We start from the raw sequence: 13,209 nt of genomic DNA on the forward strand, positions 1-13,209 counted from the left end.
CGGAAGGACGATTTCCTTGAGCATGTCTGACACGGTAAAGCCGGCAGGGCGCGCCAAACGGCGCGCCTATGCGAGGCTCAAATCGGTTGCCGGCTTCCTCGTGGTCGTCGCCACGACCTATCTCGGCCTGCTCGCCGTCACCTTCTTCATCGGCCGCGTCGTGCCGATCGATCCGGTGCTGGCGATCGTCGGCGATCGCGCGCCGGCCCGCGTGGTCGAGCGCGTGCGGCAGGAGATGGGGCTGGACCTGCCTTACTACCAGCAGTTCTGGCTCTATATCAAAGGCGTCTTCCAGGGCGACTTCGGCACCTCCGTGCTGACAACCAATCCCGTGATGACGGACATCCGCCGCGTCTTCCCGGCGACGATGGAGCTTGCCTCCGTCGGCACCATCATCGGCGCGGTCATCGGCATTCCGCTCGGCGTGCTGGCCGCCGTCCGGCGCGGCAGCATCGCCGACCAGGTGGTGCGCATCGTCGGCCTCATCGGCTATTCCGTGCCGATCTTCTGGCTCGGGCTTCTCGCGCTCCTCGTCTTCTATGCCCGCCTCGGCTGGGTTTCCGGCCCCGGCCGCATCGACGTGGTGTTCGAATATACCTTCACGCCCGTCACCGGCTTCTTCCTGATCGACGCAATCCTCAACCGCGACTGGGCGGCCTTCCGCGACATCGTCTCGCACATCATCCTGCCGGCCTCGCTGCTCGGCTATTTCTCCATGGCCTATATCAGCCGCATGACGCGCTCCTTCATGCTGAACGAGCTGGGGCAGGAATATATCGTCGCGGCGCGGGCCAAGGGCCTTTCGGAAACCCGCATCATCTGGGGGCATGCGCTGCGCAACGCGGCCGTGCCGCTCGTCACGGTCATCGCGCTCTCCTATGCCGGCCTTCTCGAAGGCTCGGTGCTGACGGAGACGGTCTTCGCCTGGCCGGGCCTCGGCCTTTACATCACCAATTCGCTGCAAAACGCCGACATGAACGCGGTGCTCGGCGGCACCATCGTCATCGGTTCCGTCTTCATCGCGATCAATATTCTCTCCGACGTGCTCTATCGCATGCTCGATCCCCGAACGAGGACCCGATGAGCGAGGCCGCCATGACCCGCCGCGAATGGCTCCTGACCGACCGGCCGCAATCGCGCCTTCAGGCAAGGCTCGGCCGCGCCTATGTCGCCTGGCGGCGCTTCACCGCCAACCGGCTTGCCGTGCTCGGCCTGCTGATCATCCTCGGCCTCGTCTTCCTTGCCGTCTTCGCGCCGCTGCTTGCGCCCCATTCGCCCTATGTCGGCGATCTCGCCAATGCGCGCCTGCTGACGCCGGGGCCGGGCCACTGGCTCGGAACGGATGATCAGGGCCGCGACATCCTCTCGCGCCTCATTTACGGTTCGCGCCTCACCTTGCAGGTCGTGCTGCTGGTGGCGGTCATCGCCGCGCCGCTCGGGCTTCTGGTCGGCACGGTCGCCGGCTATGCGGGCGGCTGGGTGGATGCGGTGCTGATGCGCATCACCGATATCTTCCTCGCCTTCCCGAAGCTCGTCCTGGCGCTCGCCTTCGTCGCGGCGCTCGGCCCCGGCATCGGCAACGCCATCATCGCCATCGCCATCACCTCCTGGCCGCCCTATGCGCGCATCGCGCGGGCCGAGACGCTGACGGTGCGCAATTCGGACTATATCCTCGCCGTGCAGCTCATGGGGGCTTCGCCCTGGCGCATCGTGCTGCGCCATATCATGCCGCTCTGCATCTCCTCGCTCATCGTGCGCGTGACGCTCGACATGGCAGGCATCATCCTCACCGCCGCCGGCCTCGGCTTCCTCGGCCTCGGCGCACAGCCGCCGCTGCCCGAATGGGGCGCGATGATCGCCTCCGGCCGCCGCTTCATTCTCGATCAATGGTGGGTCGCCGCCATGCCGGGCTTCGCCATCCTCGTCGTCAGCCTCGGCTTCAACCTGCTCGGCGACGGCCTGCGCGATGCGCTCGACCCGCGGGGGAGCGGCCAGTGAGCGCGCTTCTGACCGTCGAGGACCTTCGCGTCTCCTTCCCGACGCGCACCGGCGTCGTGGAGGCCGTGCGCGGCGTCTCCTTCGCCCTTGGCCGCGAGCGGCTCGGCATCGTCGGCGAGAGCGGTTCCGGCAAGTCCCAGACCGGCCGCGCTATCATGGGCCTCACCGCCGAGCACGGCGTCATCGACGCCAAACGCCTCGAATTCAACGGCATCGATCTCCTCAAGGCGTCGAAGGCCGAGCGGCGGGCGCTGCGCGGCAAGCGCATCGCCATGATCCTGCAGGACCCGAAATATTCGCTGAACCCGGTCATGACCATCGGCCGCCAGATCGTCGAGACGCTGCGCGCGCACGAGCCCGTCGGCCGGGCGGAGGCGAAAAAGCGCGCGCTCGACATGCTTGCCGCCGTGCAGATCCGTGATCCCGAGCGCGTCTTCGACCTCTATCCGCACGAGGTCTCCGGCGGCATGGGCCAGCGCGCGATGATCGCCATGATGCTCATCGCCGGCCCGGAACTGCTGATCGCCGACGAGCCGACCTCGGCGCTCGACGTGACGGTGCAGCTCGACGTGCTCGCCATCCTCAACCGGCTGGTCGCCGAGCGCGGCATGGGGCTGATCTTCATCTCGCATGACCTGCGCCTCGTCTCCTCCTTCTGCGACCGCGTCATCGTCATGTATGCCGGCCGCATCGTCGAGGAGCTGCCGGCCGAAAAGCTCTCCGAGGCGCAGCATCCCTATACGCGCGGCCTGCTCAACTGCATGCCTCAGATCGGCGCCGACCGGCACCCGCTGCCGGTGCTCGATCGCAAACCGGAGTGGCGGACATGACGCCGGCCCTTGCCATAAACGGCCTCGGCGTCGTCTACGACGATTTCGTGGCGCTCGACGATGTCAGCCTCTCGGTCGCGCCGGGCGAGTCCTACGGGCTCGTCGGCGAATCCGGCTCCGGCAAGTCGACGCTGCTGCGCGCCGTGGCCGGCCTTGCGCCGGTCTCCCAAGGCACGATCACCGTGGATGGCGCGCCGCTCGGCAACAAGCGCGACAAGGCCTTCTATCGCAAGGTCCAGATGGTCTTTCAGGATCCTTACGGCTCGCTGCATCCGCGCCAGACGGTGGACCGGCTGCTCCTCGAACCGCTCGCCATCCACGGTTTCACCGATACCGAAAACCGCATCGTTCGGGCACTCGACGAGGTGGGCCTCGGCTCCGGCTTCCGCTTCCGCTATTCGCATCAGCTCTCCGGCGGCCAGCGCCAGCGCGTGGCGATCGCCCGCGCGCTGATCCTCGAACCCTCGATCCTGCTGCTCGACGAGCCGACTTCCGCGCTCGACGCCTCGGTGCAGGCCGAGGTGCTGAACCTTCTGGAACAGCTTCGCGCCGCCCGCAGCCTCACCTTCGTCATGGTCAGCCACGACCTCGCCGTCGTCACCCATATGTGCGACCGGCTGATGGTCATGCAGAACGGCCGCGCCGTGGAAGAGCTGACCGCCGCCGATCTTGCGGCCCGCAGGGTGACGCAGGACTACACGCGCGGCCTGCTTGCCGCCAGCGAAGGCTTCCGGCGCACCGGCTGAGTCACGGAACGCAAGCGATCCCGCTATTTGCTGTTGACGTCCGCCCGCCTTGCCATCGACCGGGCTTTGCGCAAGATGGCGCCGTGGAACGAAGCAGAGGAGACGAGGTGAGCGCAGGAAAACCCTCGGGGACGAAGCAGGCCGCCGGACGCATGACGCGCGAAGCCTGGATCGAGGCTGGCGTCGAGGCACTGGTCGAAGAGAGCATCGGGCACGTCAAGATCCAAGTCCTGGCGAAGAAGCTCGGCGTGTCGCGCTCCAGCTTCTACTGGTTCTTCACGGATCTGCAGGCGCTGCAGCGCGCGCTGCTGGACCATTGGCTGCGCAAGAATACCGGCCCGATCATCGAGCGCGCCCTGCGCCCGGCTGCATCAGCCAATGAAGGCGTCTGCCATATCTTCGAATGCTGGGTCGATCCCGCGCTTTTCGATCCTCCACTGGATGCCGCCGTTCGCGCCTGGGGGCGCATCGACGCCACGGTGCGCGCGGTCGTCGAGCAGGCGGACGATCAGCGGATCGACGCCATAAAGCGGATGTTCCTGCGCTACGACTATCCGGAGGAAGAGGCCTTCACCCGGGCGCGCATCCTCTATTTCACGCAGGTCGGCCATTTCACGCTCGGCATCGGCGATAGTCGCGACGAGCGCCTCAGCCACCTCCGCTCCTATCTCCTGACCTTCACCGGCCGCCCGGCCACGGAAGGCGAGGTGGCGGATTTCACTGCCGTGATGCGCCGGCTGCTGCCCGACGGCTGATTTCCGTTCACCTCTGTACAGACGATTTCCCCAGCCCTTTGCACTCGCGTGGAAAGAACGTGGATGCTTTTCAAGCCCCAATGGACATTCATGTACAGAGAGGATATGAAATTCATCCAACGACAGGCGCGGGCCTGCCGGGAGGGGGATTCATGAGGAAAAATCCGGCCGTCGCTTTCTCGGCGAAGCGGCTCTACCCTGCAAAGGATGGAGTGCGATGACGCGGCATTACTCGGCGCTTTCGCTCTTCAAGGAAGGGCTTGCCGGCCAGAAAGGCTGGCAGCAGGCGTGGCGCTCGCCCCAGCCGAAGCCGCGCTACGACATCCTCATCATCGGCGGCGGCGGGCATGGGCTGGCGACGGCCTATTATCTCGCCAAGGTCCACAATATCCGCAATGTCGCGGTCATCGAGAAGGGCTGGCTCGGCGGCGGCAATACGGGGCGCAACACGACGGTCGTTCGCTCCAACTACTTCTTCCCCGAGAGCACGGCGCTCTATGAAATGGCCCTGAAGCTCTACGAAGGGCTCGGCCGCGACCTCAACTACAATATCATGCTTTCCCAGCGCGGCATCATCACGCTCGCCCACAGCGAGGCGGAGATGGAGATGGCGGCGCGCACCGTCAATGCCATGCAGATCAACGGCACGGATGCCGAGCTCTTCGGCATCGAGGACGTGCGACGCGTGCTGCCGCTGCTCGACATGTCGCCCGATGCACGCTACCCGGTCTTCGGCGGCGTCTGGCAGGGCAGGGCCGGCACGGCGCGGCACGATGCGGTCGCCTGGGGCTATGCGCGCGCCGCCGACCGGCTGGGCGTCGATATCATCCAGTCCTGCGAGGTCGAGGAATTCCTCATCGAGGGCGGGCGCTGCCGCGGCGTGAAGACGAGCCGCGGCGAGATCCGCGCCGAGCGGGTCGGCATGGTCGTCGCCGGCCATTCGTCCCACCTTGCGGCCAAGGCCGGTTTCCGCCTGCCGATCACCTCCTATGCCCTGCAGGCCTGCGTTTCCGAGCCGATCAAGCCGGCGCTCGACACGGTCGTTCTGTCGCCGGCCACCGGCACCTATGCCAGCCAGTCGGACAAGGGCGAACTCGTCATCGGCGGTGGGCTCGACCGCGTTCCCTCCTACGGCCAGCGCGGCAACCTGCCGATGCTGGAGACGGTGATCTCGGGGCTGCTGGAAATGTTCCCGAGCTTCCGGCAATTGCGGTTGATGCGGCAATGGGCCGGCATCGTCGACGTCACGCCGGACTCCTCGCCGATCCTCGGCGAAAGCCCGCTGCCCGGCCTCTTCCTTAATTGCGGCTGGGGAACGGGCGGCTTCAAGGCGATCCCCGCGGGCGGCACGCTGCTCGCGCATCTCCTCGCCACCGGCAAACACCACGACGTCAGCCGCCCCTTCGATCTCGACCGCTTCGCCCGCGGACGGCTGATCGATGAGGCTGCCGGCTCCGGCATCGCGCATTAGGAGGACCGGATGCAGCTTTTCCCATGCCCCTTCTGCGGGCCACGCTCCGAGACCGAATTCCACTTCGGCGGCGACGCCGGCAACCACCGCCCGGAAGGTTTTCGCGACGTCACGGATGGCGAATGGACCGCCTATCTTCATGAACGGAACAACCTGCGCGGCGCGGCAAACGAGATCTGGATGCACATGACCTGCGGCGAAGTGTTCCGCATGGAGCGCGACACGGTGCACCACGGCATTGCGCGGTCTTTCGCACTGACGGAAGGAGGCGGCGATGACGGCTTGGCGCACTGAAGGCGGGACGGCCATCGACAGGACGCGGCCGTTGCGCTTCACCTTCGACGGCAGGGTGGTCGAGGGTTTTGCGGGCGATACCGTCGCCTCGGCGCTGCTGGCGGGCGGTGTTTCCGTCCTCGGCCGCAGCTTCAAGTATCACCGCCCGCGCGGCCTCTGGGGCGCCGGCGTCGAGGAGCCGAACGCACTGGTCGACATCGCCGGTGCCATGCCGAACACGCGGGCGACGCAGGTACTGGCTGTCGATGGCCTTGCCGTGCGCAGCGTCAATGCCGATCCGAGCGCCGAGAAGGATCGCCTTGCCTTCCTCGACGCCTTCTCGCGCTTCATCCCGGCAGCCTTCTACTACAAGACCTTCATGTTCCCCGACTGGCACCTGTTCGAGCCGCGTATCCGGCAGATGGCCGGCCTCGGGACGCTGGATGCCGGCTTGCGCGAGCCGTCCTTCGCCGAGCAGGTCAACCATCATTGCGACGTGCTGGTGGTCGGCGCCGGGCCCTCGGGCCTTCTTGCTGCGCGCAAGGCCCTGCGGGCCGGCCGGCGGGTCGTGCTTTGCGACGACGGGCGGCAGGTGGGCGGCAGCCTTCTTCATCGCGCGGCGACCATCGAGGGCAAGCCGGGGGCGGAGTGGGCTGCGGACGTCGCGGCGGAACTCGTGGAGGCAGGCGCACTGGTGCTGGCAGGAACCACGGCTTTCGGCATCTACGACCACCGCCTCATCGGCCTCAGCCAGAAGGGCGCGGATGGTGCGCCGGACCGGCTCTGGCGGGTCCGCGCCGGGTCCATCGTGCTCGCCACCGGCGCCATCGAACGGCCGCTGCCCTTCGGCAACAACGATCTGCCGGGCATCATGTCGGCGGAGGCCGCGCTCGTCTATCTCCGCCGCTTCGGCGTCGTCGCCGGGCGGAAGATCGTCGTCGCCACCAACAATGGCCTTGCCTATGAGGCGGCGGAATCGCTGGCGGACGCCGGCGCCGAGGTCACAGTCGTCGACTATCGCCCCGATGCCCCGACGTCCGCTGGAATCCGGGTGCTGAAGGGGCTCACCGTCGTCTCTGCGAGCGGCCGCGGCGCTGTCAGTGCCGTCCGGCTTTCCGACGGCAGCATGCTGGAGGCGGATGCGGTGCTCGCTTCCGGCGGCTTCACGCCGACCGTGCATCTCTATTGCCAGGCGCAGGGCAAGCTCGACTGGCGCGACGACATTCTCGCCTTCGTACCCGGCCGGCCGGTGGAGGGCGTCGAGGTGGTCGGGGCCGCGGCCGGCGATTTCGGCCTTCCGGCAGAGCTTGCGAAGGGGGCGGCCCGCGATTTCGGCATCGTCGCCGCATGGCCGAAGCCGGGTGCCAAGGAGCGGGTCTGGATCGACCTCCAGAACGACGTCACCGCCAAGGACGTGGAACTGGCCGTCCGGGAAAACTTCGTCTCCGTCGAGCACCTCAAGCGCTATACCACGCTCGGCATGGCGACCGACCAGGGCAAGACCTCGAATGTCAACGGCCTCGCGCTGATGGCCGAGATCACCGGCCGCCGTATTCCCGAAGTCGGCACGACGACCTATCGCCCGCCCTTCACCCCGGTTCCGCTCGCCTCCTTCGCGGGCGCCCGGTCCGGCACGCTCATGAATCCGCTGCGCCGCCTGCCGCTCGAAAGGGAGCATCGGGCGGATGGCGCCGTCTTCCGCGAATATGGCGGCTGGCTGCGGCCGGCCTATTATGGCGAAGGCCCCGCAGAAGCCCGCATCCAGGCCGAGGCCATGGCTGCACGCAAGGGCATTGCGCTCTTCGACGGCTCTCCCCTCGGCAAGATCGAGGTCATCGGCCCGGATGCCGCGCCCTTCCTCGACTTCATCTATTACAACACCGTCTCGACGCTTGCGCCCGGCCGTTGCCGCTACGGCTTCATCCTCAGCGAGGCAGGCAATATCTATGACGACGGCGTGCTGGTGCGCCTCGACGAGAACCGTTTCATCGTCTCCTGCTCCTCCTCCCATGTGGCGGGCGTGCACGCCCTGCTGGAGGAATGGCGGCAGGATCGTTTCGACCGCAGCCGCATCTTCATCCACAATGCGACAGCGGAAATGGCAACGCTGACGGTGTCCGGCCGCGAAGCGCCGGCGCTGATCGCCGCGCTCGGCCTGAATGCGGCACTCGACGATGCGGCCCTGCCGCATATGGCCGTCGTCTCCGGCGCTTTCGAAGGAGCCCCGGTGCGGATCGCCCGCGTCAGCTTCACCGGCGAACGGTCCTACGAGATCTCCGTTCCGGCCGACCATGCCGCCGCGCTCTGGTCGCGGCTGCGGCGCGAGGGCGAGGCTTACGGCGCGACGCTGCTCGGCCTCGAAGCGCTCATGATCCTGCGCGCGGAAAAGGGCTATGTCGTCATCGGCAAGGATACGGACGGAACGAGCCGGCCGATGGATTTCGGCCTTGCCGCGCCGCTGGAAAGAAAAAAGGTCGAGTTCATCGGCCGCCGCTCGCTGATCACCGAGGATGCCGCGCGGGCCGATCGCCGGCAGTTCGTCGGGCTCGAGGCGGTGGACGGCAAGGGCGCGCTGCCGACCGGCGCGCACGGTACCGAGCGGGCGTCGGGCAGCCGGCGCAGCACGGGCTATGTCACGTCGAGCTATTTCAGCCCCGCGCTCCAGCGGCCGATCGCGCTCGGCCTCATCGAGCGCGGCCTTTCGCGCATGGGCGACGTCATCGAATTGCAGCATCTGAAGGGGGTGCGGCACGCCCGCATCGTCGCGCCCTGCGCCTTCGATCCGGAAGGAGGCCGCCTCCATGCTTGACAATTCCCGCAAATGGCGGCCGGAACCCGACTGGGCGGGAGCGCTGCTCGCCGCACCGTCGCTTGGCATCCGTGCCGTCACCGGCCTGCCGCAGCATCTTGTCAGCGGCAATATCGAGCGCTTTCTCGCCCGGCACGGCCTTGGCACCGACATCGGCGCCTTCGGGCTCGCCTCCGGCGAACGATATGCAGTGCGCGTTGCCCGCGACCGACTGCTTGCCGTGGGCGTTCCGGCATCCGAATGCCCGGTCGGATGGCACGATGAGGGCTATGCCGTGACGGCGGTCGGCTCGGCACTGCGCGTCCTCGAAGCGCGCGGGCAGGGTGTCCGTGACCTCATCGCCCGCGCGACGGCTGTCGATCCCGATAATGGCGGCCCCTGTGCGGCCTTGCAGTTTTGCGGCCTGACATGCAGTGTCTATTTCCACGGGGATGTGCAGACATTGCGCATCCACGTGGACCGGGGACTTGCCGCTTATCTATGGGAATGGATGGAACGCCAGCCGCTGCTTTCGAGCAGGGCCGGCGGGGGCTGAGGAGAACCCGGTTTCGAACAAGAACGACCCGCAATGGTGCGGGCGCAAAGGGGAGTTGAACTATATGAAAAGCATTCTGATCCTCGGCACGGCCCTCGGCCTCGTCATGGCAACGGCCGCGCGGGCGGATGACCTGACCATCGCCGTGGCCGGCCCCATGACCGGGCCGCTCGCCACGATCGGCGACCAGTTCAAGCAGGGCGCGCAGGCTGCTGCCGACGCCATCAACGGCAAGGGCGGTGTGCTCGGCCGCCAGATCAAGCTGCAGTTCGAGGACGACCAGTGCGACCCGAAGCAGGCGGTCTCCGTGGCCAACCGCATCACGGCCGCCGGCATCGGCTTCGTCGACGGCCACGCCTGCTCGGGCTCGAGCATTCCGGCCTCCGCCGTCTATGCCGAAAACGGCACGCTGATGATGAGCCCCGCTTCCTCCAACCCGGTCATGACGGACGATGCCGCCGCCAAGGGCTGGACCAACATCATGCGTCTCTACACCCGCGACGATGCCCAGGGCGCCTTCATCGGCCCGTGGATCGCCCAGCAATATGCCGGCAAGAACGTCGCCGTCCTGCATGACAAGACGGCCTACGGCCAGGGCGTCGCCGACGCCGTGCGCGCTACCATGAACGAGAAGGGCCTCAAGGAAGTTCTCGCCGAAGGCATCAATCCGGGCGAGAAGGACTACAATGCGCTGGTGACGAAGCTGAAGGACGCCAAGGTCGATGTCGTCTATTTCGGCGGCTATCACCCGGAAGCCGGCCTCATGCTGCGCCAGGCGGCCGAGCAGAACTACAAGTTCCAGCTCATCATGCCCGATTCCATCGCTTCGCCCGAATTCTGGCAAGTCGCGGGCCCGGCCGGCGAAGGCACGCTCTTCGTCTTCCCGTCCGATCCGCAGGCCAAGCCCGAAGCGAAGGAAGCCGTCGAGAAGATCAAGTCCGGCGGCTTCAAGCCGGAAGGCTTCACGCTCTTCTCCTACGCCGTCATCCAGGCCTTTGCGCAGGGCATCGAGCGCGCCGGTTCGGACGATCCGACGAAGGTTGCCGAGGCGCTGAAGAACGGCCAGTCGATCGACACCGTCGTCGGCACCGTCACCTTCGACGAGAAGGGCGACCTGAAGAACGCCAGCTACGACATCAACCGCTGGAGCAACGGCGCCTACGCCCCGATCGCCCAGTAAGCCTGCAAACAGAAAGGGCGGGAACTCGGGTTCCCGCCCTTTTCACATGGAGCGGCCGAAAGGCCGCTTTTTCATTTCAGGCGTAGCGGGCGATCGCGAGGTCCGTTGCGTCGATGTCCGGCTTCTTGCCCGAGACGAGGTCGGCGATGACGCGGGCGGAGCCGGAGCTCATCGTCCAGCCGAGCGTGCCGTGGCCGGTATTGAGGAAGAGGCCGGCGATCTTCGTCGGACCGATGACCGGCGTTCCGTCCGGCGTCATCGGGCGCAGGCCGGACCAGAAGCTGGCCTTGGAAATGTCGCCGCCGGGGAAGAGATCGGTGACGGAGTGCTGCAGCGTGAGGCGACGCGGCTCGCCGAGATCGTTGGTATAGCCAGAGATTTCCGCCATGCCGCCGACGCGGATGCGGTCGCCGAGGCGGGTGATGGCGATCTTGAAGGTCTCGTCCATGACGGTCGATTCCGGCGCGCGCGAGGCATCGACGATCGGGATCGTCAGCGAGTAGCCCTTGACCGGATAGACCGGCAGGTGGATGTCGTGCGGCTTGACGAGGAGCGGCGAGAAGCTGCCGAGCGCCACGACGACGGCGTCGGCCTCCAGCCTGCCATGCGCGGTGATGACGCCGCGCACACGGCCGCCCTCCACATCGAGCCCGCGGATGATGCTGCCATAGTTGAAGCGCACGCCGAGCGCCTCGGCCTTCGCGGCCAGCGCATTGGAGAACTTGAAGCAGTCGCCGGTCTCGTCCTTGGGCGTCAGCAGGCCGCCCACGATCTTCTCGCGCACGTGCCTCAGCGCCGGCTCGACGCGGATGCAGCCCTCGGGATCGAGCACTTCATAGGGAATGCCGTCGGCGGCGAGCGCCTTGACGTCCTTGGCCGAGGCGTCGAGCTGCGCCTGGGTACGGAAGAGCTGCAAGGTGCCCTGCATGCGCTCGTCATAGGCGATGCCCGTTTCCTCGCGCAGCGCGGCGATGGAGATGCGGCTGTAATCGGCGAGGCGCAGCATGCGGCTCTTGTTGATGGCGTAGCGGCCGGAGGTGCAGTTGCGGAGCATCTTCACCATCCAGGACAGCATGGCGCCATCGACCTTGGGGCGAAGGATCAGTGGGGCATGCTCCATGAACAGCCATTTCAGCGCCTTCATCGGAATGCCGGGCGCGGCCCAGGGCGAGCAATAGCCGAAGGAGACCTCGCCGGCATTGGCGAAACTGGTCTCCAGCGCCGGGCCGGGCTGGCGGTCGACGACCGTGACCTCATGCCCCGCCTTGGCAAGCTGGTAGGCCGACGTGACGCCGACGATGCCGGCGCCGAGAACGATGACTTTCATGGTATCCTCATTGGAAAGAAAAGCTTTGTCTTTTGTTTTCAAGGCAGTCGCGGAAACGGCGGATGTTTTCCGCGAACCTGCCCTAGCGGTATTGCCGCTCGTATCGGTGGCCGAGACTGGTCAGGATCTCGTAGGCAATGGTGCCGGAATCGCGCGCCACGTCCTCCAGCGTCTGGTGCGGGCCCAGCACTTCCACGAGGCTGCCGAGCTTGAGGCGTCCTTCCGGCAGGGCGGAGACGTCAATGGTGATGCTGTCCATCGAGACGCGGCCGACGATGGGCAGGCGTACGCCATCGCAGAAGACGGCGCCGCGGTCCGAAAGGCTGCGCAGCATGCCGTCGGCATAGCCGGCCGCGATGGTGGCAAGGCGGGTGGGGCCAGTCGTGACATGCGTGCCGCTGTAGCCGACGCGCGTGCCGGCGGGCACGGTGCGCGTCTGCACCACGGCGATGTCGAGACGCACGACGGGCTCCATCGGATTGGCGCGTCCTGCCGTCGGCGCGCCGCCGTAAAGCGCGATGCCGGGACGGGCGACCACGCCGTGATAGGTCTTGCCGAGGAAGACACCGCCGGAATTGGCGAAGCAGACGGGAAACTGCGGGAAGTCCGCTGCGACGCGCTCCATCTCGGCAAGCTGGTCGCCGTTCTGCTCGCTGTCCGCATCGTCGGCGGAGGCAAGGTGGCTCATGACGAAGAGAATGTCGATTCCGCCTTCAGACTTCACCAGTTCGGCAAGCGCGGCCCGCTCTTCCGGCGGCACGCCGAGGCGCGACATGCCGGTGTCGAATTGCAGGACCGCCGGCAGCCTGCGGGCGAGCATCCGGGCGGCATCCGCCCATTGCTGCCACTGCGCCAGCGAGTTGATGACCGGCACGATACCGTCCCGCGCGGCGGGGAATTCATTGCCGGGCTGCAGGCCGTTCAGCACGAAGACGGTCGCGTCGGCGGCAAGCAACGGACGCAGGGCGAGGGCCTCGACGAATTGCGCGACGAAGAAATCGCGGCAGCCATGGGCATAGAGCCTTTCGGCGACCCGGGCGGCGCCGAGTCCATAGGCATCGGCCTTGACGACGGCGGCGGCACGTGCCGGCGCGACCTCGGCACAGAGCCGTTCATAGTTGCGGGCAAGGGCCGCCAGATCGATGGTCAGGTAGCCCGATGCGCCACCGGCGCCGGCCGCTTCGCTCTGCCTGTCTGTTCTCGTCACGCCGTCCATGTCCAGCCTCCCGCATTACGCGCAGCCTAGTGAAACGATCGTGAAATTGCCGACGAAACAGCGCTTGAT

The 13,209-nt window shown here is 66.9% G+C and carries 12 protein-coding genes; 10 read left to right on the forward strand and 2 right to left on the reverse strand.

The window, feature by feature from the left end; translation table 11 throughout:
• Nucleotides 1-22 precede the first annotated feature (22 nt).
• The 10 genes from DSD28_RS07355 to DSD28_RS07400 all read left to right on the forward strand — a co-directional run bounded on the left by DSD28_RS07355 (nt 23) and on the right by DSD28_RS07400 (nt 10,597).
• Complete coding sequence (locus DSD28_RS07355; protein ID WP_119255729.1) at nt 23-1,084, forward strand: ABC transporter permease; 1,062 nt, start codon at nt 23-25, stop codon at nt 1,082-1,084.
• Nucleotides 1,081-1,998, forward strand: a complete 918-nt coding sequence (nikC, locus tag DSD28_RS07360) for a nickel transporter permease (RefSeq protein ID WP_119255730.1) — start codon at nt 1,081-1,083, stop codon at nt 1,996-1,998. The genes DSD28_RS07355 and nikC overlap by 4 nt, the downstream gene beginning before the upstream one ends.
• Nucleotides 1,995-2,828 carry an ABC transporter ATP-binding protein gene (locus DSD28_RS07365; protein ID WP_119255731.1) on the forward strand — a complete coding sequence of 278 codons (834 nt, stop codon included), beginning with the start codon at nt 1,995-1,997 and terminating at the stop codon, nt 2,826-2,828. Before nikC ends, DSD28_RS07365 begins: the two co-directional genes overlap by 4 nt.
• Nucleotides 2,825-3,574: an ABC transporter ATP-binding protein gene (locus DSD28_RS07370; protein ID WP_119255941.1), complete on the forward strand. Its 750-nt coding sequence runs from the start codon at nt 2,825-2,827 to the stop codon at nt 3,572-3,574. The genes DSD28_RS07365 and DSD28_RS07370 overlap by 4 nt, the downstream gene beginning before the upstream one ends.
• Nucleotides 3,575-3,681: 107 nt before the next feature.
• Nucleotides 3,682-4,329, forward strand: a complete 648-nt coding sequence (locus DSD28_RS07375) for a TetR/AcrR family transcriptional regulator (RefSeq protein WP_162911288.1) — start codon at nt 3,682-3,684, stop codon at nt 4,327-4,329.
• Nucleotides 4,330-4,546: 217 nt separating this feature from the next.
• The gene (locus tag DSD28_RS07380) at nt 4,547-5,800 is read left to right on the forward strand and encodes a sarcosine oxidase subunit beta family protein (protein WP_119255733.1); all 1,254 of its coding nucleotides are present in this window, start codon (nt 4,547-4,549) and stop codon (nt 5,798-5,800) included.
• A 9-nt stretch (nt 5,801-5,809) separates the two neighbouring features.
• A complete protein-coding gene (locus DSD28_RS07385) occupies nt 5,810-6,094 on the forward strand; it encodes a sarcosine oxidase subunit delta (RefSeq protein WP_119255734.1) in 285 nt (94 codons plus the stop codon).
• Entirely contained in the window at nt 6,075-8,882 is a 2,808-nt protein-coding gene (locus DSD28_RS07390; RefSeq protein WP_119255735.1) for a 2Fe-2S iron-sulfur cluster-binding protein, read from the forward strand. Before DSD28_RS07385 ends, DSD28_RS07390 begins: the two co-directional genes overlap by 20 nt.
• Nucleotides 8,875-9,417, forward strand: coding sequence for a hypothetical protein (locus tag DSD28_RS07395; RefSeq protein ID WP_119255736.1), 543 nt, complete (start codon nt 8,875-8,877; stop codon nt 9,415-9,417). Before DSD28_RS07390 ends, DSD28_RS07395 begins: the two co-directional genes overlap by 8 nt.
• Before the next feature lie 64 nt (nt 9,418-9,481).
• Nucleotides 9,482-10,597 (forward strand): branched-chain amino acid ABC transporter substrate-binding protein, encoded by a 1,116-nt coding sequence (locus DSD28_RS07400; protein WP_119255942.1) that lies wholly within the window; start codon nt 9,482-9,484, stop codon nt 10,595-10,597.
• Between the two features lie 76 nt (nt 10,598-10,673).
• Here DSD28_RS07400 and DSD28_RS07405 read toward each other — a convergent pair whose 3' ends face one another.
• Nucleotides 10,674-11,966 (reverse strand): D-amino acid dehydrogenase, encoded by a 1,293-nt coding sequence (locus DSD28_RS07405; protein WP_348627906.1) that lies wholly within the window; start codon nt 11,964-11,966, stop codon nt 10,674-10,676.
• 40 nt (nt 11,967-12,006) lie between these two features.
• Nucleotides 12,007-13,140, reverse strand: coding sequence for an alanine racemase (gene alr / locus DSD28_RS07410; RefSeq protein ID WP_119255738.1), 1,134 nt, complete (start codon nt 13,138-13,140; stop codon nt 12,007-12,009).
• Nucleotides 13,141-13,209: the final 69 nt, after the last annotated feature.

The sequence above is a fragment of the Shinella zoogloeoides genome, assembly GCF_003574625.1.
In the GTDB taxonomy this organism is placed as follows: domain Bacteria; phylum Pseudomonadota; class Alphaproteobacteria; order Rhizobiales; family Rhizobiaceae; genus Shinella; species Shinella zoogloeoides_A.

What these genes read in the sequence shown, in the direction of transcription:
- DSD28_RS07355 (WP_119255729.1), top strand. Translation starts at nt 23, where the DNA reads ATGTCTGACACGGTAAAGCCGGCAGGGCGCGCCAAACGGCGCGCCTAT.
- DSD28_RS07370 (WP_119255941.1), top strand. Translation starts at nt 2,825, where the DNA reads ATGACGCCGGCCCTTGCCATAAACGGCCTCGGCGTCGTCTACGACGAT.
- nikC (WP_119255730.1), top strand. Translation starts at nt 1,081, where the DNA reads ATGAGCGAGGCCGCCATGACCCGCCGCGAATGGCTCCTGACCGACCGG.
- DSD28_RS07395 (WP_119255736.1), top strand. Translation starts at nt 8,875, where the DNA reads ATGCTTGACAATTCCCGCAAATGGCGGCCGGAACCCGACTGGGCGGGA.
- DSD28_RS07400 (WP_119255942.1), top strand. Translation starts at nt 9,482, where the DNA reads ATGAAAAGCATTCTGATCCTCGGCACGGCCCTCGGCCTCGTCATGGCA.
- DSD28_RS07385 (WP_119255734.1), top strand. Translation starts at nt 5,810, where the DNA reads ATGCAGCTTTTCCCATGCCCCTTCTGCGGGCCACGCTCCGAGACCGAA.
- DSD28_RS07380 (WP_119255733.1), top strand. Translation starts at nt 4,547, where the DNA reads ATGACGCGGCATTACTCGGCGCTTTCGCTCTTCAAGGAAGGGCTTGCC.
- DSD28_RS07390 (WP_119255735.1), top strand. Translation starts at nt 6,075, where the DNA reads ATGACGGCTTGGCGCACTGAAGGCGGGACGGCCATCGACAGGACGCGG.
- alr (WP_119255738.1), bottom strand. Translation starts at nt 13,140, where the DNA reads ATGGACGGCGTGACGAGAACAGACAGGCAGAGCGAAGCGGCCGGCGCC.